The organism is Veillonella sp. CHU740 (assembly GCF_003992055.1).
Lineage (GTDB): Bacteria > Bacillota > Negativicutes > Veillonellales > Veillonellaceae > F0422.
In genome coordinates, this window is the sequence record NZ_RQVD01000002.1 from 42325 (window position 1) to 66604 (window position 24280).

Annotated in this window: 29 protein-coding genes; 1 reads left to right on the forward strand and 28 read right to left on the reverse strand. The window is 37.3% G+C overall.

The features are described 5' to 3' along the window. Positions 1-15 precede the first annotated feature (15 nt). The 24 genes from EO115_RS01540 to cobU form a co-directional block, all read right to left on the reverse strand. Complete coding sequence (locus tag EO115_RS01540) at positions 16-1047, reverse strand: aspartate-semialdehyde dehydrogenase (RefSeq protein WP_126937237.1); 1032 nt, start codon at positions 1045-1047, stop codon at positions 16-18. Between the two features lie 185 nt (positions 1048-1232). Then, positions 1233-2027, reverse strand: coding sequence for a 4-hydroxy-tetrahydrodipicolinate reductase (gene dapB, locus EO115_RS01545; protein ID WP_126937238.1), 795 nt, complete (start codon positions 2025-2027; stop codon positions 1233-1235). 14 nt (positions 2028-2041) lie between these two features. Continuing rightward, complete coding sequence (gene recN, locus EO115_RS01550) at positions 2042-3715, reverse strand: DNA repair protein RecN (protein ID WP_126937239.1); 1674 nt, start codon at positions 3713-3715, stop codon at positions 2042-2044. A gap of 1 nt (position 3716) precedes the next feature. Further along, positions 3717-4172: an arginine repressor gene (gene argR / locus EO115_RS01555; protein WP_126937371.1), complete on the reverse strand. Its 456-nt coding sequence runs from the start codon at positions 4170-4172 to the stop codon at positions 3717-3719. Beyond that, positions 4172-4747, reverse strand: coding sequence for a class I SAM-dependent methyltransferase (locus tag EO115_RS01560; RefSeq protein WP_126937240.1), 576 nt, complete (start codon positions 4745-4747; stop codon positions 4172-4174). The genes argR and EO115_RS01560 overlap by 1 nt, the downstream gene beginning before the upstream one ends. Then, entirely contained in the window at positions 4744-5622 is an 879-nt protein-coding gene (locus tag EO115_RS01565) for an NAD(+)/NADH kinase (protein WP_126937241.1), read from the reverse strand. Before EO115_RS01565 ends, EO115_RS01560 begins: the two co-directional genes overlap by 4 nt. Positions 5623-5630: 8 nt before the next feature. After that, a complete protein-coding gene (locus EO115_RS01570) occupies positions 5631-6434 on the reverse strand; it encodes a TlyA family RNA methyltransferase (RefSeq protein ID WP_126937242.1) in 804 nt (267 codons plus the stop codon). A 9-nt stretch (positions 6435-6443) separates the two neighbouring features. Then, positions 6444-7322, reverse strand: coding sequence for a polyprenyl synthetase family protein (locus EO115_RS01575; RefSeq protein ID WP_126937243.1), 879 nt, complete (start codon positions 7320-7322; stop codon positions 6444-6446). Positions 7323-7404: 82 nt separating this feature from the next. Then, the gene (xseB, locus tag EO115_RS01580; protein ID WP_126937244.1) at positions 7405-7614 is read right to left on the reverse strand and encodes an exodeoxyribonuclease VII small subunit; all 210 of its coding nucleotides are present in this window, start codon (positions 7612-7614) and stop codon (positions 7405-7407) included. Then, positions 7607-8815: an exodeoxyribonuclease VII large subunit gene (xseA, locus tag EO115_RS01585; protein ID WP_126937245.1), complete on the reverse strand. Its 1209-nt coding sequence runs from the start codon at positions 8813-8815 to the stop codon at positions 7607-7609. Before xseA ends, xseB begins: the two co-directional genes overlap by 8 nt. Continuing rightward, positions 8815-9810 carry a metallohydrolase gene (locus EO115_RS01590; protein ID WP_126937246.1) on the reverse strand — a complete coding sequence of 332 codons (996 nt, stop codon included), beginning with the start codon at positions 9808-9810 and terminating at the stop codon, positions 8815-8817. Before EO115_RS01590 ends, xseA begins: the two co-directional genes overlap by 1 nt. 1 nt (position 9811) lies before the next feature. Beyond that, positions 9812-10204 (reverse strand): transcription antitermination factor NusB, encoded by a 393-nt coding sequence (nusB, locus tag EO115_RS01595; RefSeq protein WP_126937247.1) that lies wholly within the window; start codon positions 10202-10204, stop codon positions 9812-9814. Next, positions 10191-10571, reverse strand: a complete 381-nt coding sequence (locus tag EO115_RS01600) for an Asp23/Gls24 family envelope stress response protein (RefSeq protein WP_126937248.1) — start codon at positions 10569-10571, stop codon at positions 10191-10193. Before EO115_RS01600 ends, nusB begins: the two co-directional genes overlap by 14 nt. Before the next feature lie 8 nt (positions 10572-10579). Beyond that, entirely contained in the window at positions 10580-10942 is a 363-nt protein-coding gene (locus tag EO115_RS01605) for an Asp23/Gls24 family envelope stress response protein (RefSeq protein ID WP_126937249.1), read from the reverse strand. A gap of 96 nt (positions 10943-11038) precedes the next feature. Continuing rightward, entirely contained in the window at positions 11039-11596 is a 558-nt protein-coding gene (efp, locus tag EO115_RS01610; protein WP_126937372.1) for an elongation factor P, read from the reverse strand. Positions 11597-11610: 14 nt separating this feature from the next. Beyond that, on the reverse strand, positions 11611-12681 hold the full coding sequence (locus tag EO115_RS01615; protein WP_126937250.1) for a Xaa-Pro peptidase family protein: 1071 nt from the start codon (positions 12679-12681) through the stop codon (positions 11611-11613). 74 nt (positions 12682-12755) lie between these two features. Then, complete coding sequence (locus EO115_RS01620; protein ID WP_126937251.1) at positions 12756-13481, reverse strand: pseudouridine synthase; 726 nt, start codon at positions 13479-13481, stop codon at positions 12756-12758. Beyond that, entirely contained in the window at positions 13471-14115 is a 645-nt protein-coding gene (locus EO115_RS01625; protein ID WP_126937252.1) for a histidine phosphatase family protein, read from the reverse strand. The genes EO115_RS01620 and EO115_RS01625 overlap by 11 nt, the downstream gene beginning before the upstream one ends. Position 14116: 1 nt before the next feature. Then, complete coding sequence (gene cobD / locus EO115_RS01630; RefSeq protein WP_126937253.1) at positions 14117-15217, reverse strand: threonine-phosphate decarboxylase CobD; 1101 nt, start codon at positions 15215-15217, stop codon at positions 14117-14119. A 20-nt stretch (positions 15218-15237) separates the two neighbouring features. Next, entirely contained in the window at positions 15238-16116 is an 879-nt protein-coding gene (locus tag EO115_RS01635) for a GHMP kinase (protein WP_126937254.1), read from the reverse strand. A gap of 19 nt (positions 16117-16135) precedes the next feature. Next, the gene (cobS, locus tag EO115_RS01640; protein WP_126937255.1) at positions 16136-16873 is read right to left on the reverse strand and encodes an adenosylcobinamide-GDP ribazoletransferase; all 738 of its coding nucleotides are present in this window, start codon (positions 16871-16873) and stop codon (positions 16136-16138) included. Positions 16874-16879: 6 nt separating this feature from the next. Then, positions 16880-17857, reverse strand: coding sequence for an adenosylcobinamide-phosphate synthase CbiB (cbiB, locus tag EO115_RS01645; RefSeq protein ID WP_126937256.1), 978 nt, complete (start codon positions 17855-17857; stop codon positions 16880-16882). After that, positions 17857-19377, reverse strand: a complete 1521-nt coding sequence (locus EO115_RS01650) for a cobyric acid synthase (RefSeq protein ID WP_126937257.1) — start codon at positions 19375-19377, stop codon at positions 17857-17859. The genes cbiB and EO115_RS01650 overlap by 1 nt, the downstream gene beginning before the upstream one ends. Then, a complete protein-coding gene (gene cobU, locus EO115_RS01655; RefSeq protein WP_126937258.1) occupies positions 19370-19957 on the reverse strand; it encodes a bifunctional adenosylcobinamide kinase/adenosylcobinamide-phosphate guanylyltransferase in 588 nt (195 codons plus the stop codon). Before cobU ends, EO115_RS01650 begins: the two co-directional genes overlap by 8 nt. A 73-nt stretch (positions 19958-20030) precedes the next feature. Here cobU and EO115_RS01660 point away from each other — a divergent pair, with 73 nt between their 5' ends. Continuing rightward, positions 20031-20381 (forward strand): hypothetical protein, encoded by a 351-nt coding sequence (locus tag EO115_RS01660; RefSeq protein WP_126937259.1) that lies wholly within the window; start codon positions 20031-20033, stop codon positions 20379-20381. Positions 20382-20521: 140 nt separating this feature from the next. Here EO115_RS01660 and EO115_RS01665 read toward each other — a convergent pair whose 3' ends face one another. From EO115_RS01665 to EO115_RS01680, 4 genes are all read right to left on the reverse strand, one after another. Further along, positions 20522-21025, reverse strand: a complete 504-nt coding sequence (locus EO115_RS01665; protein ID WP_126937260.1) for a cob(I)yrinic acid a,c-diamide adenosyltransferase — start codon at positions 21023-21025, stop codon at positions 20522-20524. Positions 21026-21091: 66 nt separating this feature from the next. Next, complete coding sequence (gene htpX, locus EO115_RS01670) at positions 21092-21955, reverse strand: zinc metalloprotease HtpX (RefSeq protein ID WP_126937261.1); 864 nt, start codon at positions 21953-21955, stop codon at positions 21092-21094. 76 nt (positions 21956-22031) lie between these two features. After that, positions 22032-22961 (reverse strand): homoserine kinase, encoded by a 930-nt coding sequence (thrB, locus tag EO115_RS01675; protein WP_126937262.1) that lies wholly within the window; start codon positions 22959-22961, stop codon positions 22032-22034. Positions 22962-22970: 9 nt separating this feature from the next. Further along, positions 22971-24263, reverse strand: a complete 1293-nt coding sequence (locus EO115_RS01680; RefSeq protein ID WP_126937263.1) for a homoserine dehydrogenase — start codon at positions 24261-24263, stop codon at positions 22971-22973. Positions 24264-24280 lie beyond the last annotated feature (17 nt).

Genomic DNA, 24280 nt, shown 5'->3' on the forward strand with positions numbered 1-24280 from the left:
CCCCAATATAAATAATTAAAAAGATTGATGTTCTACTAAATATTCAGCAATTTGTAATGCATTTAACGCAGCACCCTTGCGGATTTGATCTCCCACAATCCAGAAATTCATGCCTTTATCATTAAATAGATCTTTACGAATTCGACCAATTTCACAATCATTTTGATTAGATGTGTATAAAGGCATAGGATACTCTTGTGCTTGTGGATTATCATTAACACGTAATCCAGGGAATGCATGACATGCCGCTTTAAAGTCCTTTACAGATACTGGAGATTCCGTTTCCACAAGTACAGATTCAGAATGAGAACGATATACCGGTACACGAACTGTAGTCGGTACAACAGCAATTGTATCATCATGAAGAATCTTTTGTGTTTCCAATACCATCTTCATCTCCTCTTTGGAGTAGTCATTATCGAGGAATATATCGATTTGAGGAATCAAATTAAATGCGATAGGATAATGTTTATCCATAGAGCCTGTTGGTAATAAATTAGCTTTCATTTCTTCGCCTGCTACATGTTGTGCAACTTGGGAATCAAGTTCTTCAATACCTTCTTTACCAGCGCCGGACACTGCTTGGTAAGTACTAACAATGACACGCTTGATAGGAGATAAGTCATGCAATGGTTTCAAACCTAACGCCATGATGATAGTAGAACAATTTGGATTGGCAATGATGCCTTTATGTGTATCAATATCGTCTGGGTTAACTTCTGGCACTACTAAAGGTACCTCTGGATCCATACGGAATGCACTGGAGTTATCAATTACAATGGCACCACGCTTTGCTGCTTCTGGTGCTAATGTTTTAGAAATAGATCCACCAGCAAACAAGGCAATATCTACACCATCAAATGATTCTGGTTTTGCTTCTTCCACAACATAGTCTGTACCATTCACAGTCAATACTGTTCCTGCAGAACGAGAAGAGGCTAATAATTTTAGGCTTTCATAAGGAAAGTTACGTTCTTCAATTAAAGTAATAAATTCTTGGCCTACTGCTCCAGTAGCACCTAATATAGCAAGATGAGGTTTTTTCATATATATCTCCTAACATTAATCATATAATTACTAAGTATTATACTATTTAAGCATAGGTTTAGCAAGAATTATATAGAATATAGAATTGTGACTTAGACTAGCCTTTTTCTATCAACATACATAAAATAATTCATAATACTATCCATCATAAACCAATCATATATATGTCTCTATAGTTCTAAATTTTATAAATAATGTTCTAATCCGTATGTTAATCCTGGATAACTCTTAATTTTTTTGCATGCCAGTACAACACCTGGCATAAAAGATAATCGACTTAATGAATCATGACGGATTATTAATGTTTCATCATAGCCTCCAAAAATAACTTCTTGATGTGCTACATAACCTGGTAATCGTACGCTATGTATAGTCACATCATCAACTTTTGCACCACGAGCACCAGGTAAACTTTCACGTGTTAAATCTTCGGAAGACTTTACATTTGCTTTCGTTTTAGCATCATTAATTAATTTTGCTGTTAACACTGCTGTGCCAGAAGGTGCATCATATTTATGGTTATGATGTAATTCGATAATCTCTACATCTGGAAAATAAGGTGCCAATTCAGCCGCTGTCTTCATCATCATAACAGCACCTAGTGAAAAGTTAGGAGCTACCAAACAATTTGCGCTCTTGGCTCTACCAATACTATCAAGTTCTGCTCTCTGTTCAGCACTTAGGCCAGTTGTACCAATCACAACATGAATACCTTGGGATAACATTGTTTTGGCATTTTCAAAGATGATTGCTGGTGTAGTAAAATCTACGATCACATCCGGTTTTGTTGCGTCAATACCTTCTTGTAAGGAAGAATAGAGTTTGATATGTAAAGGTTGAGACCCAATAAATTCACTAACATCCTTACCACCATGTGTAGGATCTACTCCACCAACTAATGTTAACTCTACATCATTATGAACAGCCTTTAGGACTTCACGTCCCATTTTTCCTGCTGCTCCATTCACTAAAACACGCATATTATTCTCCTATATCATTGTTCTTTTTGAAAATATGTAATCATTTCTCTAGCTGTTTGCAGTGCTGTCTCTGAGAAAGATTGACCTGACATCATATTTGCTATTTGCATAACATGTTCTTCTTCTGAAAGTATAGATACTTTAGAAATAGTACGCCCCTCTTGCTCTTCTTTTTGAAGATGATAATGTTGTTTTGCAACACTAGCCGTTTGTGGTAAGTGGGTAATACAGAACACTTGATTATCTGTACTCAACTGTAAGATTTGTTTTGCTACTTGTAATGCCACATCACCACTAATGCCTACATCAATTTCATCAAATACTAATGTTTTATTCGTAGCCATGTTGAAAACTGACTTAAATGCCAGTGCTATACGAGCTAATTCCCCCCCAGAAGCTACCTTGTGAAGAGGTAACAAAGCTTCTCCTGTATTGGCAGAAAATAATAATTCAATACGACTAGCACCTAGCGGTGTTAATCTATCAGTTCCTTCTATAGCGAACTCTAGCTTTGCTTTTTCCATTCCTAATTTAGCTAAGCTTGTTTGTAAAGCATCGGTTATTTCTTTGTGATTGTTTTTCCGCACTGTAGACAATGCATGCAACGATTCTATGGCCGCTCTTTCTAAAGTTTCTAGATTCTGTACAAGGGATGATTCCTCATCTTGGTAAGATTCTAGTTCTTCTAAACGCAATTGAGCCTTCTCTTCATAGCTAAGAATCTCTTCTATACTTTCTCCATATTTACGTTTCAACTTATATATTAATGTATCACGCTCTTGAAGATAGAAGTAACGTTCTTCATCATAATTAATGGAGTCTCTATAGCGGTCCAAAGCTTGGCCCGCCTCTTCTAATTGATAGTAAGCAGAACGCAATAATTCTGCAATATCCTCCATATCTTTATCATATTTAGTTAAATCAGATACTTCACTCATAACTGTATTCAATCCATCTATAATAGGATTTCTGCCACCATAGATCCCATCATAACAACTAGAAATTGTGGATTGTAAATGCTCAAAGTTATCTAATCGTTCCAGTTCTTCGGATACAGAAATATCTTCATTGATTTGTAATTGGGCTTCTTCAATTTCATCAATTTGAAAGCGTAACATATCTAATTCTCTAGCTCGTTGAGCAGAGTCGTTTCTCAGCTTTTCTAAGGTTCGTTTCGCAGAAGCATATGCCTCATAATCCTTTACGTAAGAATCATAGGTTGTTACAGCTTCCCTATTGTAAGAGTCTAAATATACATGATGCGTATCAGGCAACAACAATTGTTGATTATTATATTGTCCGTGAATATCTGCCAAATACATGCCAATTTCACGTAATGCTTTTAATGGAATGACTTGATCATTCGCCAAAATGATAGACTTCCCATTTCGATTGAAGGTACGTGATAAAATCAACAGATCATCTTCTAATACTATATTTTTAGAAGCTAATACATCTTGCAGTTGTGTATCATCCGAGATATCAAAGACACCTTCAATTAAAAAGGATTCTTTTTCATGGCGTATAAAATCACTACTAGCACGCTCTCCTAATAAGATAGAAAAGGCATCCATTAGGATGGATTTACCCGACCCTGTTTCACCAGTAAAAATAGTGATCCCTTTTTTAAACTCCAAGTGCATGTGCTCAATGAGGGCAAAATTCTTAATCCCCATCCGCAATAACATATTAATCCCTCATCAATTCTTGAATACGTTCTAGTACTAATTCAACACTTTCAACGGATCTACATAATAATAAAATAGTATCATCCCCGGCAATCGTTCCTAGCAATTCTTGCCATTTAGCATGGTCAATAGCAAAGGCAACAGATTGTGCAGATCCAGGTAATGTATGTAAAATAATTTGGTTTAGCACGTGATCGATTCTTAAAATAGAATCTTGGAACAATCGATTGATACGTGTTCTAGATAGCATAATGTTCTCTTCTGGTGACAATGCATAACGATAGTGCCCATCCCCTGTAGGAACTTTAATTAACATAAGTTCTTTAATATCACGAGATACAGTAGCTTGTGTTACAGTAATGCCTTCTTCAACTAATGCTTGTGCTAATTCTTCTTGTGTTTCAATAGCTTTTGTTTGAATAATCTCTTTAATCTTGTTATAGCGATATCGTTTCATCATTTCCTCCGACGAATAATATATAAAATAGGCGGATTATGTTTTTGATTAATGGGATGCCAAGTACTACAGTGATATACTGTCTGATCAATACTTGATAAGTAAGCTTCTACGGCTTTCGATTCCCTGTATCCTTGTTCTGTTCCTGGGTATGCCACTATAGTGCATAATCCATGTACTGAAAGCTTCTGTAATCCAATGGCAATAGCTCGTATTGTTGTATCCTCATGAGTCATAATGGAATGATTTCCATTTGGTAAGTAGCCTAAATTAGCTACTATAAGGTCAATATTAGAAATAGGATAGGTCTCTAAGATTGTATCATGTGACCCTTGTAATACACATACTTGGTGATATGTTTCAGGCGCCTTTTCTCGCAATCGCTCCATAGTGGATTGAATAGCTTCTTTCTGCACATCTATAGCGTATATCCTTGCCTTTGAATGACTATGCTGCAGCAAATACAAAGTATCATGACCATTACCACATGTTAGATCTACCACTATGTTAGCTTGAGGTAACACATCATCCCAAAGATGATGTTGAAACTCTACACTATGATGTAGAGGAATCATACTACCTCCTTGGAACGGGCATTTAACTTTTTAAATAAAGTAGCAAAGAATTTTTGATCTTTAAACCGTACATATTTACAGTATTGCGGATGCGCCTCTACATGTAGTGAATCGGTATTATTAAAATCATAATCAAAGGTTCCATCGATAGAGATATGCAACGACTTTTGCCTTTCTGGCATAGTAATATCTATCTTTGCACTTTCTTTTAACACGAGAGATACGCCTTGCAATAAGTGCGGTGCAATCGGCGTTACAATAATCGAACGATTATCGGGAGCCATAATTGGTCCACCAGCAGATAGATTATACCCAGTAGAACCTGTCGATGATGATACTATTAACCCATCTGCAGGATACATTTGTGTATGACCTCCATTGATGGACAGATTGATACGAGCCATTTTACCCGGTTCTGCTCTAGACACGACAATATCATTAATAATAGGTCGTAAAATACGATCCCCTTCTGCTGTTTGCAAAGTAGCTACTAGATGTATTCTATCTTCCACATAATAGTCTCCCTTACTAATCCTAGCAATGGAGCTTTCTAAACTTTCTAGTTCTATTTGATTTAAAAAACCAAGTTCACCTAAATTAATCCCACAAATAGGAACATTGTATGGGTATATTTGACGTGCTAATTGAATAATTGTGCCATCTCCACCAAAACTGAAGGCCATATCTAAGTGTTCAAATATATCTGGTCTAGGTAATAAATGCTCCCTTTGTATTCCCAACTGACAAACATCATGATGTTCTAATTCCTTTGGCATATACACTTCTATGCCATGATCATGACAATAGGTGATTGCTTTCGATAATATATCTCGAATATTCTCTTTTTTCATATTAGGAAAGAAACCGATTCTCATAGATCCTCCTATAATTGATGGGCTTCATTGACTATTGATGTAATTAAATCACTAGTCACTTCCACTGATCCTTCTGATTGTTTTGTAAAGTATCCTAAAAACTCAATATTGCCTTCCATTCCCTTAATAGGAGAATATGTTAAGCCATGTAAATACAGTCCACAGTTGTGTGCTACTTCCAATATGCGATGAAGTACCAGTTCGTGAGTCGATTTTTCTCGAACGATACCACCTTTTCCAACAAGTTCTCGGCCAGCTTCAAATTGTGGTTTAATCAAAGCCACTAAAGAACCTGTATCCTTTAATAGCGTAGTGGCCACAGGCAAGACTTTATCTAACGAAATAAAAGCAACATCAATGGAAATAAAATCACTTAATTCTCCTAACTGAACAGGTGTGACAGTGCGTATATTTTGTTTTTCCATGTTGATAACACGCGAATCTTGACGCAATTTCCATGCTAATTGATTATATCCTACATCAATAGCAAATACTTTTACGGCACCATTCTGTAGTGCACAGTCTGTAAAACCACCTGTAGACGCACCTATGTCAACCATCACTGCATTTGTTAAGTCAATAGGATATAGTTCTAATGCTTTTTCTAGTTTTAAACCGCCGCGACTAACGTATTTGAGGGTATTTCCTTTCACTTCTAAGGACATACCTACATCTACTTTAGTACCCGCCTTATCTAAGCGTTGTGTACCTGAAAAGATAAGTCCTGCCATAATAGCTGCTTTGGCTTTTTCTCGGCTTTCAAATAAACCTCTTTGTACTAGTATTACATCAAGGCGTTCTTTTTGACTCATGCTACTCTCCTATTGTGTGCGGTCCATTAGATACTGAATTAAGCCTTCTAATACAGGAGAATATTGATTAGATGCTTCTAACTCAGCTTTTGCTTTACTTGCCACTTCCGATGCTCTAGCCCTTGCTTCTTCTAAACCAAGAATAGAGACATAGGTTGCTTTATGTTGTCGCTCATCACTACCTGGTGTTTTACCTAGTTCTTCTTGTGTGCCCACAACATCTAAAATATCATCAGTAATTTGGAATAATAAACCTAAATAATCCGCGTACTGTAAATATGATGTTGCTATGTGAGAATTTGCATCCATCACAATCAAACCAATTTCAACGGCTGTACTAAATAAAGCGCCTGTTTTTCCCTTATGTAAGACAACAAGTTCTTCGAGTGGTAAACATTTTCCTTCCGATTCTAAATCAAAAGATTGTCCTCCTACCATGCCGCTAGGTCCAGCGCCTTTTGCCAATGATCGTATGATTGACACCACTTGATCTGGGCGCAAGCTGGAATGATTTGACACTAACTCAAATGCATATGTTAATAGTCCATCACCAGCCAATACAGCCATACCATCTCCGTAGACGCGGTGATTTGTTGGCTTTCCACGACGAAAATCATCATTATCCATAGCTGGAAGATCATCATGAATTAACGAATAGGTGTGTATCAATTCTATGGCACAAATCACATCTTTGTAGGACTCCCAACTTCCTCCCAGAGCTTCTATAACAGCCTTTGTTATAATGGGTCTAATTCGTTTGCCTCCCATTAGTAGGCTGTATTTCATGCTTTCATATAGACGTGCATATTCTCTATTAGGTGATTCTAATAAAGTAGATAAATATGCTTCTATCTCTGCTTTACTAGCTTGTAAGTATTCTTTTAACATCGTATCCTCGTCATTTTGAAAGGTAATACAGTTTGTATAATTATTCTGTATCTATTATACCTAAAAATTTCTGCTTTGTCGCCTATTTCATATCAACTTGTACAGTTTCTATAATTTGTTGTACTTCTTCCTCTACAACATTCAATAGATCGGAGCATTCTTTTACTAATGTCAAACCTTTTTTATAGGTGTCTAATAATTCATGCATAGACAAAGAATCATCATCTAATTTTTGAACTAACTCTTCTAAAGCTGTATATTTTTTTTCATAACTTTTAATTGATTTAGCCACGTTCTATTACCTCCTGTACCGTCGCTTTTATCGATCCATCTTGTATATGTACCTCTATGGTATCTCCTATATGTACATGTTGGATCGACTGTAAAGGTTCGTTATGTACATCAACTTTTGCAAACCCTTTTACTACCTTTGAAAGAGGGTTTTTCCCCTCTAATTGTGTAGCAAGCATGCCTAATCGACTATTCTCTTCTTGCAGTCTCTTTTGCATCTGACTATGTAGCCTATGTTCAAACTTTTGTAATATAGTATTTTGCTGATGCAATAGAGTTAATGCTGGCATAGTAATACTACGATTACTAATCGAGAATAATAACTGCCGTTCTTTCTGAATGCGATAACGAATGGTATTTTCGATAAAATCAAGTTTCTGTGCTACTTCTTCCCGTAGCTCATCTAATGGGTAGATAGACAATTCTGCGGCGTGACTTGGCGTAGCACCACGTTTGTCAGAGACAAAGTCACATAATGTATAATCTACTTCATGTCCTACAGCAGATACAACAGGTGTATGACAATGAAATATGGATTCCACAAGTGTTCTATCATTGAAACACCACAAGTCTTCCATAGATCCACCACCGCGACCTACAATAATAAGATCCACATCAGGATCCGCATCAGCCAACGCTATCCCTTTAGCTATGATAGGGCCAGCACTATCTCCTTGTACGGGAACATTAAAGACCTTAAACGATACTAGAGGGTTTCTTTGTTTCGCTACATGTAAAATATCATGTATGACGGCACCAGATGCAGAAGTAACAACACCTATACAACTCGGTAAAGGTGGTAATGGCTTCTTATATTTTTCATCAAAATATCCTAACGCTAATAGTTCTTGTTTAAGCTTTTCATAGGCAATTTGGTAGCTACTTTTTGTACCTACTTTTATATCTTCACAGATAACACTAATCCGGCCTGTTTTTGAATAGTAGCTTACATTCCCACGAACTTGAACTAATACTCCATTTTCTAACGTATCTACTAAGCCTCGTTGTTGCGCTTTTCCACGCCATAAAGCCATATCAATAGATCCCGTATCATCAATCAAAGAAAAATAATAATGCCCTGTAGAATAATGCTTTTTTAAATTCGATATTACGCCTTCAACAATACAATTCTTTAAAAGAAATTCTCCTTCTACGGTTCTTTTTATGATGTCATTTAGTTCTCCTACTGAATAGGCTTCCATTAGCTGTCTCCTTCAATTATCATAGCACCATAGGCATTACCAGATGCATTATCTGCGCTATATTTAGGTGATACACATAGTACATCAAGGTTATGATGATGGCCCCAATGAACTAAACGTTTTTGCAAATACGTATTGGCCATTACTCCTCCAGCGGTTACCAAAGTAGTTAGTGAATGATGTTTAAGTATATAAGTTAATGCTTTTTCCAATGAATCTCCTATGCAATGAAATACAGAAGCTGCTAATGTTTGAGCCTCTACTTCATCTTGCAATGCACTAGGATTTGTCCAGTCAATATGGGGATGCTCTAATGATTCCCACCAACGTTGCCCTGCACTATAAGGTCCACCAAAACTAATGGTAGCTCCTTGCACAGCAATAGGTAACACAGAATCTGTTTGATATTTTGTCTTCCTAGCTAATTTTTCCATGGTAGGACCTGCCGGAAATGGTAACCCCATTAATACTCCAAGTCTGTCTACTAATTGTCCTGCTGCAATATCATCACTAGTTCCAACCAATGTAGTTTGAAATCCACTCCCTTTGATTCGTTCACAGATCACAAACTCTGTAGTTCCACCCGATAGATGTAAACTGAGGAAAGGTCCATCTGGAACTTCACCAATTTCTCGTAAAGCAGCCCAAATATGATTTTCTTGGTGAGAAAATACATGCACCGGAATCTGCATACAATGACCTAGCGATTTAGCTACATTAAGCCCTACAAGAAAGGCTGGCATATAGGAATTTTCTTCTCTTCTTGGAAATCCACTTACACCAATTGCTGCTATAGGTTGGTCTAGCTGTAATGATTCAAGTAAAGTACTTAATGCTCTGGTATGTTGGAATACCATCTGCGACTGTTGTAATCCCCGTTTTCCGACCGGTACTTCTAATAGTTTTCGTACCTCTTGAACCAGTCTTCCATCTTCATCAACGATAGCGCAGGATGTTGTATAACAGCTCGTATCAATTCCTAAATAATAGGCCATATTATTGTCTCGACTTCGCTAAATTATGAAGAATAGCATTAATATATTTATAAGAATTTTCTCCCCCAAAGTCTTTCGCCAATAAGACAGCTTCATTAATCACAATATTAGCTGGAGTATCTGCTTGTGGGTGTAATAATTCCCATGCAGCCATACGTAAAATCGTCAATTCTACTTTAGGGAACCGTTCCATCTTTCGTTTTGGGGAGAACTCTTGCAAGGCCTCATCTAATATATCTTGTTCCTCACATACTCCTGCAATAATTTGCTCAGCAAATTGTTTAGCATCTCCTTTTAGTGTTGATTCCATTCCTTCTTGCATACCTTCTGTGTGGAATGATTGTGCGTATATTGTTTGAAAAGCAAATGCTCTCGCTAATCTACGATAGTTCATCGCTTACTTCCTTTCTCTCTAATCCATCAATGTGTACATCTACACGTACACGATATAAATCCAACATATTTCTTAAATCTTGTCGAATTTGTTGTTGTATTTCTTTTGCCACCTCTAATACATGGCATCCATAATATAAGCGGATATATAAATTGATTTCAATAAACGATTCTCCATGACTATCTTTTTTATGCTTCACATTCATACCCGGCCATCGTTTTTGACCAAACTTCTGTGAAAGTCCATCTACAACTCCATCAAAGAATCGTTTACTCATCGAATGTATTTCATCAAATGATGACAACACTCTTGCTGTTACATCTAAAATAACAGCATCTGTAATTTCAATTTGTAACTGATCTGACATAATCACCTCTAAGATACTGTACCTTCAAATACAATATCTTCTACATAAATATCGACACTTGTCACTGTTACATCGGTCATTGAAACGAGAGCAGATTTAACTCTATCTTGTAGCCGCAACGCTATATCTGGAATCCGATATCCATAATGAACAGCTATATGAAGTTCAATCTGCAATGATCCATCTTCTAAGGTCTGGATGTTAACACCATCCATGGCATTTTTTCTGCCGAATAAATTGCCAACAGTATCACCAAATGTAGTACGCATGCCTGCTACTCCTTTTGACTCTAGTGTTGTCATGGCAGCAATCATCTCATACACAGATGAATCGAACTGTATAATTCCTTCAAAAAAACGATTATCTTCCATATATTTACCAAAAAAAGCATTTGTCGTCCCACCACAGGCCAACAAATGCTTTTAATTACAATACTATACTAATTGTTAAAAGATCAAATCTGTGGTTTAAGCACGTTCAATATATTGTCCAGTACGTGTATCTACACGTAATACATCGTCTACTTCGATGAATAAAGGTACTTTTACAACATAACCTGTTTCTAATGTAGCAGGTTTATTACCACCAGTTGCAGTATCACCACGGATACCAGGGTCAGTTTCAACTACACGTAACTCAACAGCTACAGGTAAGTCGATACCGATGACAATGCCTTGGAAGAACATTATGGACACTTCCATATTTTCTAACAAGAAGTTTTTAGCATCACCTAATTGGTCAATTGTCAATTCAATTTGGTCATATGTTTCATTGTCCATGAACGTATAAGCCCCATCAGACTCATATAAGTACGCCATACGACGACGATCAACATGAGCTTTTGGCACTTTTTCACCAGCATTAAAAGTACGTTCTACAACAGCACCTGTTTGTAGGTTTTTCAATTTAGCACGTACGAATGCAGCACCTTTACCTGGTTTTACGTGTTGAAAGTCAACTACTTGCCATACATTACCATCTAGTTCGACAGTTACGCCTGGACGAAAATCATTACTGGAAATCATTGTAAATCCCTCCATTACACATCTAGTTCTATTAATTCCTTAGGAGTTTGTGACAGTATTTCACATCCCTCCTCAGTTACAATAACTGTATCTTCTATGCGAAGTCCCATCTCCCCAGGAAGGTAAATTCCCGGTTCTACAGTGACAACCATATTAGATGCCAATATATCATTTGATCTAGGTGAAGCCACAGGTAATTCATGAATATCCAATCCTACACCATGTCCTGTACCATGACCAAAATATGATCCATAGCCTTGCTCTTGAATATACTCTCTACAGATGGTATCTATATCTTTACCAGATACACCAGCTTTTATGCCAGCCACACCTCGCATTTGAGCTTCTAGAACAATACTATATAATTTCTTTTGAAAATCCGTTGCCTTACCCAAGACGATAGTTCTGGTCATATCTGAGTGATATCCATTATACATAGCGCCAAAATCAAAAGTAACAAAATCACCACGTTCCATCACTTTATCACTAGCTACGCCGTGAGGCATACTCGATCGATATCCGGATGCCACAATCGTAGCAAAAGATGGTTCTCGAGAACCCCGTTGCAACATCTCTGACTCTAATATAATGCGCGCTTCATTTTCTGTCATGCCTACTCGTAATTGTGGGAGCATCGCAGCAAATGCTTCATCCCCGATACGGAATGCTTCTCGCAAAGACGCAAGTTCATCTTCGCGCTTTATAGCTCGTAGAGTAGCAAAGTTTAGGGATAAAAACTCAGTGTCATCTAATGTATCACAAAGCTGTTGAAATACATCGACACTCATAATACTACCTTCAAAGCAACAAGTTTGTAATGCAGCACCTGAATCATTCACAAGGTCCTTGATAGTTTCATACACATCTTTTGTATATTGAATGACCTCATAGCCTTCGCACTCAGATTTAGCTTGCTCTGTATATCGACTATCCGTCAAAATATACGCAGATTTAGGCCCTATAAATGCCACTGCTGTGGTTCCTGTAAATCCTGCAAAATAATGCAAATTAACAGGACTTGTTAAAATGGCACCATCATACTTTTCATTTTGTAAGAATGCTTGCAAAGTGACTAATCCATTCACAGTATCGCCTCCTTAATCAGCATCAACTAATGATACCATAGAATGTATAGTTATGACAAATTGAATAGATTCGATTAAACAATACTTTTTTCTTTGTCTGTCAAATCTACATACATACCAACTTCTTCTATGGAATCTAAAGTAATTGTATCAATATGAGTCCGTTGTAAGTAGGTCACTGTACCACTACAAGCACCAATCATACGTTTGACTTGGTGATACTTACCTTCGTAGATTGTCAGTTCACAAGAGTGAATCATGTCTCCCTGCTCATTCAATACACCTTCATCTTCATGTAAAGTGATTTGAGCTGGCTTACATTCTGTACCATCACCTAGGACCATACCTTCTCGTATCCGATTGACACCATCCTCAGATAGATTGCCACTATATTCAACATAATACGTTTTTCCGATATTCTTTTTACCGTGGATAATTTTATGAGCCCATGGACCATCATTCGTCAAAAGAAGCAATCCTTCTGTATCCTTGTCCAGACGACCTACAGGGAATACTTTTAAAGTTTGAAACTCCTCAGGTAGCAGTTCCATAATCGTAGGGTCGGTTGTATCTTCCACGGCTGTTACATATCCCGTTGGTTTATGAAATTTAATATAATATTCCAGTTGAGCTTGCACAACTTGATCTTGAACAGTAACAACATCGACATCAGGGTTGATGTGCATATCTTTTTTCTTAATGATAGTATCATTTACTTTCACAAAACCCTGTTTTATTAAATCATGTACTTCTTTTCGAGTACCGAAAGCTTTATGAGCTAAAAATTTATCAATCCTCACCGTAACCACCTTCTCTCACATGAGTATGGGATGTATCATTTAACACAACAATTCGATTGTAAGGTGATGCATCGCCCCAGAAATCAACGACACTAACAGCCGTATTCCCTTGGGCTAACCTCCACAAACAATTCAAAGGAATCCCTGTCAATGCACATAATAAAGTACGAATGGTACCTCCATGACAGACCACAACTAATCGTTGCCCATCCTCCATCATTGATAGCTCTTTGAGTAAACGAGCATACGCACGTTTTTGCACCATCTCTACAGTCTCTCCTTGAGGAATTTCTTTTTCTGCGGGATCCTCATAAATAGCTTCAATTTGTCCAGGCCAACGTTCATTAATTTCAGAATATGTTAGCCCTTCCCATTCACCAAAACAAATTTCTCGCATATCTTCTGTAAATGTAGTTGTAATATAGCGGCCTTTTAAAATCTCTTCTGCTGTCACTCTAGCTCTAATTAAGTCAGATACAATGGCTCTGTCAAAATGAACATCACGCAAAGCATCTCCCACATCAATCGCTTGGGATAGCCCTTTTTCATTTAATGGAATATCACTGAAACCTTGATGTTTACCAATATGGTTCCAATCAGTTTCTCCATGTCGCACAAAATATATTTGTATCATATTATCTCCTATAGTTCTGAAAGTATTCCTTTAATACTGTTAGTAATGTAATATTTGCAGCATGATCTTTCACGGCGATTCTAAACCAGTTAGGCCCTAATGTACTGTATTTAGAGCAGTCACGTACTAATATAGATTTAGTATACAAATAATCCTGTAAATCTCCAAAAGAATACTTTGAATCCAATTTACCCAATATATAATTCACAGATGGTTTAACCAATTCAAATACCTTCAATGCGTCAAGCTGCGTATACAACCACTCTTTTTCTCTACCAAGAAACTCTCTTGTAGATTCTATATATGCTCTATCTAACACAGCTGCTTTCCCATATACTTGCGCTAAATGATTCACCGACCATGTAGGGATAGATGCCTTGATTTGTTCTATCACGGTAGGGTGCGCCATCATCGCTCCCACACGTAAGCCTGGAACAGCATAAAATTTCGTCAACGAATGAACTACCACACAATACTCGTATCTCTTTACATATTCACGCATAGAAAAGCTATCACCAACAAAGTCGATAAATGATTCATCAAACACGATGTAATGATGATTCTCTTGGCAAACTCGAAATAGTGCTTCACTTCTATCCGTCCATAATGTTCCACACGGATTATTAGGATTACCAATGAATACGATAGATCGTGTGCATTCTTTCATCGTGTCAATCAATAGATCCAGATTATACGTAAATGTATGTTGCTGCGCATCATAGGTTAATGAATATTCTTTAACTTGTAATCCACAAGAATTCGCTGCGTGTGCATATTCTGAAAACCCAGGTGCTGGAACATAGACAGTATCTATATTGGACAATCTACAAATTCCATAAATCAACTCTGCCGCCCCATTACCCAATGCAATGTATGACTCTGGCATATTCCATACTCTACTAAGTGTACTAGTCAAACCATGCAAATCAGGATCCGGATAATGAATAATTTCTTCAAAATGTCTTTTCATAGATTCCGTTCCTTCAGGACTCATGCCAAGAGGGTTTATATTAGCACTAAAATCAAGTATATTTTCCAGAGAAGTTCCCATGTTACGACTAGCTTTATGTACATTACCTCCATGAACATTTACTGTTTTCATAGTACGTACCTCCTACGTCCTTATCGTTGCATAAATGTAATACCTTCATTAGTAGTTTCCACTGTATCGATATAGGTTACAGTAGGTAATTCTCTTCGCACTTGCTGAATGCAATGACCAATGCTAGGTGAGTCAGGGGGAAACAACAATCCTAATATGGTCCCACTATGCGCGATAATTGTGCCTATTGCATTACAGGCTACTCCAATTTGATGTAAATCGTATAAACTAGCCTTATGTAATATTCGTTGGTTCGCAAAAGAACTAATGGTAGAGGCTTCACCAATTAACTTAACATTATGTGTTTGTATACCCTCTTTGAACTTTGCTAAAGCTTCTACCATAAACTCTTCTTTTTCATCGATCAATTGCGGTAAGTTCTTTTGATGATTAAATTGAATCGTATCAATTGTGCCACCTTCATCAAATATGGCTATACGCATTGGAGGGCAAGTTCCCAATACATCACAGCAGGCGCCCTGAATATAATCAAATTGTACAATTCCCTGATAAAAAGGCACATCAGAAGGCTCAATAGATAAACAGAGACTAGAAAGTTCATCCATAGAAAGAGTATATCCATAAGAAAGTGCAGTAGCCATAGCTACTACACTGATATCTGCACTACTAGATGCCAACCCTTTTCCTTGTAAAATATCGGAGTGTAAATAAATAGGAGTATCCACATGATCTGGTACACCTAATAGTTTCTTCACAGATTGATAAGCCTTATATGCTTTAGACTGCAAAGATACAGAAGATATAGGCAGCGGATGTTGAACATCGCTAATAGCATAAGAATACCGATTTATGGGACAAGTTACTAAAAACCGTTGTCCTTGAATGGACCCTTGTATAAATTCACCACAAGTTCCAGGTGTTCGTACATAATACGCCAATCCTATATCCTCCTTTCTATTACACGATAGACCAAATGATAGTGAACAATATTAAAAATACTTCTGACAATTCACAGACAAAGCCATACGTATCACCAGTAGTTCCCCCTAAATGCTTTGTAATGTAGGAATTAAGAATGTAATTGCACAGAAGTGCGATTGCAAATAAAAATGCATACACCCACTGAAAATATAGGACGGGAAGTAATGCCAATAGTGTTGCTACCCATACTGCATAGGTAGGAGCATTATCTGCAAAAAACTTCCCGATCCCTTCTGGTCGAGCATATGGGAAATTTTGAATACTAATGACCATAGTATAGCGACTCAGTATAGGCATCGTCAACAATATAGTAGGCAAAAATGCTTCTGACACATTGACTAGTAATTGCCATTTTAACAATGTTAGAAATACAAAGCCTACTACACCATTACTACCTACACGGCTATCTTTCATAATTTCTAATTTACGTTCTCGGTCTCGTCCAGAAAATAAACCATCACAGGTATCCATAAATCCATCTGCATGAAGACCACCTGTGAAGAGAAACTCAAAGATCACTAGTAACAACATCAACAAAGATACTGGAATATACGGATGTACCAATGCATATATTCCCCACATAAAGGCACCAATGACTAATCCTACTAATGGAAAATACGTCACCGAAGCGCCAAAATCTTCAACCTTCCATTCTGTTTGATTTACAATCTTTAAACGCGTTAAAAATTGCAATCCTACAAAAAATCCTTTCATATACACCTACCATTGATTAATGAGATACTTACTTGCCATTGTGATAAGTATACCTAGTATCGACACTGTATACATTAGATATATGGTTTGATAAATATGACGTCCTTTCATGATTTGTATAGGGTCACCCATATACTCTCGAAATGTTACCTTATCATGATATACATTATACCCACCTAAGCGGATATGCAAAGCTCCCGCTACTGGTGCTTCAGCGTATCCTCCATTGGGACTTGGATGTTTAGAAGCATCTCGCTTCGCAATAGTTGCTGCATACTTCCAGTCTTTGCCATAAATCCATGCCGCTATAATAAATAAAACGCATGTGATGCGGGCTGGAATATAATTAACTACATCGTCAAGACGAGCAGCAAAGCGTCCAAAATATAAGTATCTTTCATTCTTATAGCCCAGCATAGAATCCATTGTATTAATAGCTCGATACCCAATAGCACCCCAAGGACCTAATAGGATATACCAAAATAAAGGAGAAATAATTCCATCTACAGTATTCTCTGCAATGGTCTCTATGGTAGCACGAGTAATCTCACTTTCATCTAGATCAGTTGTTTTTCTACCTACAATCCAGCCTACCTTACGGCGTGCTTCTCCTATGTCTTGTTTACGCAGTAATCGAGCTATTTCAACGCCTGCTTCTGCTAAACACCGAGGACTAATTGATATATAGACACATAGTATGGAAACGATGAAGTATAAAATAGGATGAATTGTACCACCTATAAATAGTATGCCTGTGACAACACCTATCACTGTCATTAAGACTAATAAGACCGTCGATATACCTTCCCAAATTTGTTGGGTTGGTGTGGCCGACTTTTTATACAATAGCTTTTCATAAAAAGAAATACAATTTCCCATCAACACAACTGGATGAAATTTGCTTCTAGGATCACCCAATAGTGAATCTAATAGAAATGCTACTAAAGGTATGGCATACACCAAATGGTGCGTAATCCATTCCATTAGTTTTGCTCCCATAGGGAGTTAATATATTCCATATCTAAATGCTCCTCTACAATCGTAGCTAAGCGATTATAAGCAGCTTCTTTATGCTCAAAATATCGGAATACAATATCCAATGGTTCTAACCCTTTCTTAGCGCGTAATGCATTAAGAATGGAACGACGTAACTCATCGTTATCTAAAATACCATGGATATAAGTTCCCAAAACTTGACCATTACTTGTAACAAATCCATCAATGACATCAACTTTTGTATCACTTCTCTTTTGGATATGGAAGCACCGCTGGCCAGCTCCAACTGGTTGTGTATCCCCCATATGAATTTCATAGCCAACTAACTCTTTGCCGGAATAATTGATACCTAAAAAGGATAAATTTTCCACATCAAAAGAGACTTGATGTGTCAACTTTTCTGATTTCATTGTAGTAGCTGTAGGCAATAGTCCCAGTCCTTGTAATTCAGGAATATCACCTTCAATACCTTCTGGATCATATAACATTTCACCTAACATTTGATTGCCACCACAGATACCAATGACCGGTACACCAGCAGCAGCAAGACGTTGTATGTCTTCTGCGTATCCATGTTCCTGTAAATATGACAAATCTGCCAATGTGTTTTTAGACCCAGGTAACATAATCATGTCTGGATGCCCAATAGGTTCCCCTTGTTTGACAAATCGTACAGATACATCTGGTTCGTACGCTAAGGCATCAAAATCTGTAAAATTAGAAATTTTAGGTGTTTGCATAACCGCAATGGTAATTTCTTTTGCCACGCCTCTATATTTACTTTCCAAAGCCACTGAATCTTCTTCGTCAATGTCTAAGTTTTCAATGGCTGGCACCACACCAACAACCTTTTTTCCAGTCTTTTGCTCAATAAAATCTAAAGCTGGCTGCAATAGTGTTACATCTCCACGGAATTTATTGATGATGATACCTTTCACAAGATCCCGCTCATCTGGCTCTAGTAGTTCCAACGTGCCCACTACCGATGCAATAGCGCCCCCTCGATCAATATCTGCTATGAGCATAACCGGAGCATTGGCTAGTTTAGCAACGCGCATATTGACGATATCATTAGCTTTTAAATTTACCTCTGCAGGACTCCCAGCCCCTTCAATGACAATCATATCAAAGTTTTCATCTAAATATTGTAAACTTTCTTTCACTTTATCTAAGGCCGTTAATGAATATTTTGTGTGGTATTCTCTCGCACTATATACACCGACAGGTTTTCCCATCAAGACTACTTGTGATGATTGATTGCCTGTAGGTTTTAATAAAACAGGGTTCATTTGAACAATAGGTTCTAACCCTGCCGCTTCTGCTTGGGCTACTTGTGCTCGACCAATTTCATCTCCTGCCTTTGTTACATAAGAATTTAATGCCATATTTTGAGCTTTAAAAGGAACGGTTTTATATCCTTTGTTATGTAAAATACGACACATGGCAGTTGCTAAAATACTTTTACCTACATTTGAACTTGTCCCTTGGAACATAATTTTCTTAGCCATTGTTAGTAACCTCCAATGCTTTCAAATCTATTGTTATACCACTCATTGTCATATATGCAGCATCAGAATGCGATGCCACGAGGCGATTCACACGTCCCATCACATCCCTGAAAACGCGTGCTAATTTATTTTCTGGAACGATTCCTAATCCTATCTCATTCGTTACAAAAATAATCGTTTTTTCTTCAGCACTCTCATAATTTCTTACGCAGTCTAACACTTGCTGAACTTCCAACAAAATAGATGCTTCTCTTTGATTAATATCATCTTGTGAACTAAACTCACCGTCCTGCAATAAAAGATTTGTCGTCCACATGGTCAAACAGTCTACCAGTATGACAGAACACTCTTCTAAAATACTATGTATATATTCACTGATATAATAAGGAACTTCATAATTTTTCCACCTATCTTGTCTACGCTCTTGATGCAAGTGAATGCGATGTTTCATTTCTTCATCATAGGCTTGTCCTGTAGCAATATATCCTTTTTGTCCATTAATAGATAGTGCGAGTTCTTCAGCAAATTCGCTTTTCCCACTCCTAGCACCACCTGTGCAAAATATTATACGATTTTTCATATTCTACCTATACAAAATTGTCTCTTATCAGGTATGATATGTACTATACATTCATTACTAAAAGGAGACAATTATGGAATTATTAAATTTAGACATCCAATTGATGGCTACCTTATGGGAACATACATATCGTGCAGCCATTAAAGATCAAAATGGAAATTATGTGGCTTCTGTGCGTATCATTGTAAATGTTCCTCTTTCACCAGACAGATTACCACAAAATGCACCAAAAGCTGATCCACAATTATTTGTATTAGTGGAAGATGCCGTAATGGATTCAGCGGATATCATTCAATTTGAAACACTATTATCCGTTCATATTCGAGAAAAATTCAAAAATGAAATCGATCAAATCTACTTCTTCTACCCTAGCCCAGAAGATGTGCTAAATAAAACAGTAGATGTACAAGAAGTACAACACTAAACCAAAATCATCATACATAGTATTATAGCATATTCTAAAGACTTTCATATCACCAAATGTGGATTTCTTATGACATATGATAAACAAAAATACATGTCTAGGAATTGTAAATCATACATTCCCGACATGTATTTTTTAATTTATTTTACTTCATCTTCTACACGAGCTAAGATAAATAACAAATCAGATAATCGATTTAAATACCTTACGTTAGACATGTGTATCTCTTCTGTTTCCCCTAGCTTCCATAGATCACGTTCTGCTCTGCGAACAATGGTCCGACCCAAATGCAAGAAGCTTGATGTTTTACTATCTCCTGGAAGAATAAATTTAGACAATGGTTCTAATTGTTCATCAAATCTATCAATAATCTGCTCCAGGTTGACTACATGTTCTTCTGTAATCGTTGCTTCTTGGCCTAAACTAGAAATATCAGCCATAATCATCCATAATTCTTTTTCCAGTTGCAACAAAGTTTCCTGTACAACAACTTTGTCTGAATATGCACGTGCTACTCCTAAAAATGCTTGTGCTTCATCAATTGTTCCATACGTACATACTCGTTGCGATGCCTTCCCTACACGTTCACCAGTATATAAACCAGTTGAACCTGCATCACCTGTTTTTGTGTACACTTTTGCCATAGTATACCTCCTTAGAATGTAAGAAACCTTACGATTTCTGTAATGAATACTGTGCCTAAGCACCCTTTATATACGACTTGCTATTTCACGTAGTCGTTGGATACGACTTTCTGTACTTGGATGCGTACTAAATAGCTGAGTCACGGTGGATGAAAGTCCACTTAAAGGATTAATGATAAACATATGCGCAGTAGCAGAAACTTGCCCCTGATTTTGAGATGGTAAAGAACCATAGTTCGCATAGTGTTCGATTTTAGCAAGGGCAGATGCCAATGATAAAGGTTTGCGACTAATGATGGCTCCTTCCATATCAGCTGCATATTCACGAGAACGAGATACAGCCATCTGAATTAATGTAGCTGCCAGTGGCGCTAAGATAATAGTTCCAATTAATGCTAATGGATTGCTATTGCCTTCTTCATCGTTTCCACCAAATATCGCCGTCCATTGCAACATATTGGCTACCATAGCAATGAATCCTGCCATACTAGCAACAATGGTGCTAATTAATATATCTCTATGCTTCACATGACCTAATTCATGAGCTAACACACCTTCGATTTCATCCACAGTTAGCAAATTCATAATGCCAGTTGTCAATGCCACTGCTGCATGTTCTGGATCCCTGCCCGTAGCAAATGCATTTGGTACATCGGATTGAATTAAGTATACGCGAGGCATCGGTAGATTAGCCTGAGTGACTAACTTTTGCACAACTTGAAAAATTGCTGGGTTATTTTGAGGTGTAATTTCTATAGCGTCATAGGCTTTTAACACCATAGATGCACAATTCCAATACGTATAAAAGTTAATCCCTAAAGAAATAAAAAACATGAGTATCATGCCAGAGTGACCACCGACTAGTTGTCCCACTACCATCAGTAGCCCTGTCATTAAAGCTAATAAAGCTGCTGTTTTTATAGTATTCATGTATCCTCCTACTTATTTCATAGAATATATATGCTTAAAGTATAGCATATAAATATTAAAAGATTCATGAATTTTTCTATTCATATTTAATTTTAACGACTTTAGCGCCTTCTCGATCAGCATGTAATACAAAGCGTCTACAGTCGATATCATGCTCCATAAATACGGAGCTCATTGCATCTGCAATAGTAACCGCATGTTCTGGAGAACAATACGCAATTAGAGTAGAACCTGAGCCACTTATGGTAGACCCGTAAGCTCCATGTTCTTTGGCTGCTGTAAATACATCATCACAATACGGAATTAATGTTTTACGATACGGCACATGCAGGTAGTCCTGTAATGCGACGGATAAATTATCCATGCGATTTTGAATCATAGATCCAACAAATAATGTAGCAAACCCTACATTGGCCACAGCCTCTTTATAACTTAACTCTTTTGGTAATACACTTCTTGCGTACGATGTTTCTACAATAACTTCTGGTACTACTACTGCAAATGTCAAATTACTTGGTACATCAATATGAGAGTGAAACACCGTGTCATTACTACCTACTGCACATACTAAATTACCCATAATAGCTGGCGCTACATTATCGGGATGACCTTCCATATCATTAGCGATTAACAATAACTCATCTTTTGACAACGGTTCTTTTAAATAAGCATTGGATAACAGCAATCCACCTACAATCGCCGTAGAACTACTACCCAAACCTCTAGATGGAGGGATTTGCGTATTGGAATGGATGCGACCATATACAGGCTTAGCATGTACTTCTTTAAAGACCCGCTCCATAGCAATTCCCACCAAGTTTTGACTATGGTCTTCTTGCTCTAGCAAGTCGGCTCCAAAACCCTCAAAGGTATATGTATTAGACGTAGCCTCTGCGTCAGGTTCAAATGTAAATAAATTATATAAGTTTAATGCTACACCTAGACAATCAAATCCAGGACCACAATTGGCACTTGTAGCCGGTACTTGTACCGTAATTGATTTCATGAAAACTCCTTATTCTACCATGATGCGGATAACACTACCTACTTCTCGTACTACCCGTAAATGATTGAACGAATCGATTAGATTTTGTATATATGCATGTGGACACTTAGAAGTAATAATTGCTAATGTAGCTGTATCATTATCAGCTTTTCGTTGAATTACAGAATGCGCCGAGATACGTTGTTCCGCAAGTTTAGTAGCTACCTTAGCCAACACTCCCGTAGAATTATCTACTGTCATACGAATATAGTAGGCAGACTCAATTTTACTAGAATTATACATTGTTTTTTGTGGGTAATAGAATTGTCTCATTTCCCCTGTTTTGCCTTGAGCTACATTACGAGCTACTTCCATGACATCACTGACAATGGCACTTCCTGTCGGAAGGCTACCTGCTCCACGACCATAGAACATAGCATCATCAAACCCATTGCCACGCAAGAAGACAGCATTGAAAGATCCTCGTACAGAAGCCAATGGATGTGTATTTTCAATGAATGCAGGATGTACATTTAAAGACAGGCCTTTTTTAGTTTCTCTCGCAATACCCAATAGTTTAATCGTATAGCCAAACTCTTTACCAAACTGAATATCACTGGCATCAATCTTTGTGATACCTTCACAACTTACATCTTCAAAAAAGATACGTTTATTAAATGCTATAGAGCCTAAAATAGCCAATTTACGAGCTGCATCATAGCCTTCTACATCAGACGTAGGGTCTGCTTCTGCATATCCAAGCTCTTGTGCTTCTTTCAGTACTTCCTCATACCCTAATCCATCTTCACTCATCTTGGACAAAATGAAGTTTGTGGTACCGTTTAGAATACCCATAATTTCAGAAACTTGATTGCTTCCAAATGAATCATATAAAGCACGAATCACTGGTATAGCTCCCGCTACACTAGCTTCAAAGCGTAAATCTACCTGATGTTTACTAGCTAATTCCATCAAGTATGGGCCAGCTTCTGCTAATAAATCTTTGTTCGCAGTCACAATATTCTTACCAGCAATAATAGCCTCTTCAATACAAGTACGAGCAAAGGTTGTGCCCCCCATTACTTCCACCACAATATCTATAGATGGATCTTGCAAAATTTCTTTATAATCTGTCACAAAACTTGCTGTACTAGGCAATATTACATGACTATATTTATCTGGATTTCTAACATAAATCTTGTCCACAATGACTGGAACATTGATGCGATGTTGAATCACTTCCAAATTTGTGGTCAACAATTCAACAGTACCTTGACCAACTGTACCAAAACCCAATAGGGCAATCTTTACGCCTTGCTTCATTCTTTATCTCCTTGAGC

What these genes read in the sequence shown, in the direction of transcription:
- EO115_RS01590 (WP_126937246.1), bottom strand. Translation starts at nt 9,810, where the DNA reads ATGGCCTATTATTTAGGAATTGATACGAGCTGTTATACAACATCCTGC.
- EO115_RS01605 (WP_126937249.1), bottom strand. Translation starts at nt 10,942, where the DNA reads ATGGAAGATAATCGTTTTTTTGAAGGAATTATACAGTTCGATTCATCT.
- cobD (WP_126937253.1), bottom strand. Translation starts at nt 15,217, where the DNA reads ATGAAAACAGTAAATGTTCATGGAGGTAATGTACATAAAGCTAGTCGT.
- dapB (WP_126937238.1), bottom strand. Translation starts at nt 2,027, where the DNA reads ATGCGTGTTTTAGTGAATGGAGCAGCAGGAAAAATGGGACGTGAAGTC.
- recN (WP_126937239.1), bottom strand. Translation starts at nt 3,715, where the DNA reads ATGTTATTGCGGATGGGGATTAAGAATTTTGCCCTCATTGAGCACATG.
- EO115_RS01625 (WP_126937252.1), bottom strand. Translation starts at nt 14,115, where the DNA reads ATGATACAAATATATTTTGTGCGACATGGAGAAACTGATTGGAACCAT.
- cobU (WP_126937258.1), bottom strand. Translation starts at nt 19,957, where the DNA reads ATGAAAAATCGTATAATATTTTGCACAGGTGGTGCTAGGAGTGGGAAA.
- EO115_RS01565 (WP_126937241.1), bottom strand. Translation starts at nt 5,622, where the DNA reads ATGAGAATCGGTTTCTTTCCTAATATGAAAAAAGAGAATATTCGAGAT.
- cobS (WP_126937255.1), bottom strand. Translation starts at nt 16,873, where the DNA reads ATGAAAGGATTTTTTGTAGGATTGCAATTTTTAACGCGTTTAAAGATT.
- EO115_RS01665 (WP_126937260.1), bottom strand. Translation starts at nt 21,025, where the DNA reads ATGGCAAAAGTGTACACAAAAACAGGTGATGCAGGTTCAACTGGTTTA.
- nusB (WP_126937247.1), bottom strand. Translation starts at nt 10,204, where the DNA reads ATGAACTATCGTAGATTAGCGAGAGCATTTGCTTTTCAAACAATATAC.
- argR (WP_126937371.1), bottom strand. Translation starts at nt 4,172, where the DNA reads ATGAAACGATATCGCTATAACAAGATTAAAGAGATTATTCAAACAAAA.
- EO115_RS01680 (WP_126937263.1), bottom strand. Translation starts at nt 24,263, where the DNA reads ATGAAGCAAGGCGTAAAGATTGCCCTATTGGGTTTTGGTACAGTTGGT.
- xseA (WP_126937245.1), bottom strand. Translation starts at nt 8,815, where the DNA reads ATGGAAGCCTATTCAGTAGGAGAACTAAATGACATCATAAAAAGAACC.
- EO115_RS01560 (WP_126937240.1), bottom strand. Translation starts at nt 4,747, where the DNA reads ATGATTCCTCTACATCATAGTGTAGAGTTTCAACATCATCTTTGGGAT.
- efp (WP_126937372.1), bottom strand. Translation starts at nt 11,596, where the DNA reads ATGATTTCCAGTAATGATTTTCGTCCAGGCGTAACTGTCGAACTAGAT.
- EO115_RS01660 (WP_126937259.1), top strand. Translation starts at nt 20,031, where the DNA reads ATGGAATTATTAAATTTAGACATCCAATTGATGGCTACCTTATGGGAA.
- thrB (WP_126937262.1), bottom strand. Translation starts at nt 22,961, where the DNA reads ATGAAATCAATTACGGTACAAGTACCGGCTACAAGTGCCAATTGTGGT.
- EO115_RS01570 (WP_126937242.1), bottom strand. Translation starts at nt 6,434, where the DNA reads ATGAGTCAAAAAGAACGCCTTGATGTAATACTAGTACAAAGAGGTTTA.
- cbiB (WP_126937256.1), bottom strand. Translation starts at nt 17,857, where the DNA reads ATGGAATGGATTACGCACCATTTGGTGTATGCCATACCTTTAGTAGCA.
- EO115_RS01575 (WP_126937243.1), bottom strand. Translation starts at nt 7,322, where the DNA reads ATGTTAAAAGAATACTTACAAGCTAGTAAAGCAGAGATAGAAGCATAT.
- EO115_RS01650 (WP_126937257.1), bottom strand. Translation starts at nt 19,377, where the DNA reads ATGGCTAAGAAAATTATGTTCCAAGGGACAAGTTCAAATGTAGGTAAA.
- htpX (WP_126937261.1), bottom strand. Translation starts at nt 21,955, where the DNA reads ATGAATACTATAAAAACAGCAGCTTTATTAGCTTTAATGACAGGGCTA.
- EO115_RS01600 (WP_126937248.1), bottom strand. Translation starts at nt 10,571, where the DNA reads ATGTCAGATCAGTTACAAATTGAAATTACAGATGCTGTTATTTTAGAT.
- EO115_RS01540 (WP_126937237.1), bottom strand. Translation starts at nt 1,047, where the DNA reads ATGAAAAAACCTCATCTTGCTATATTAGGTGCTACTGGAGCAGTAGGC.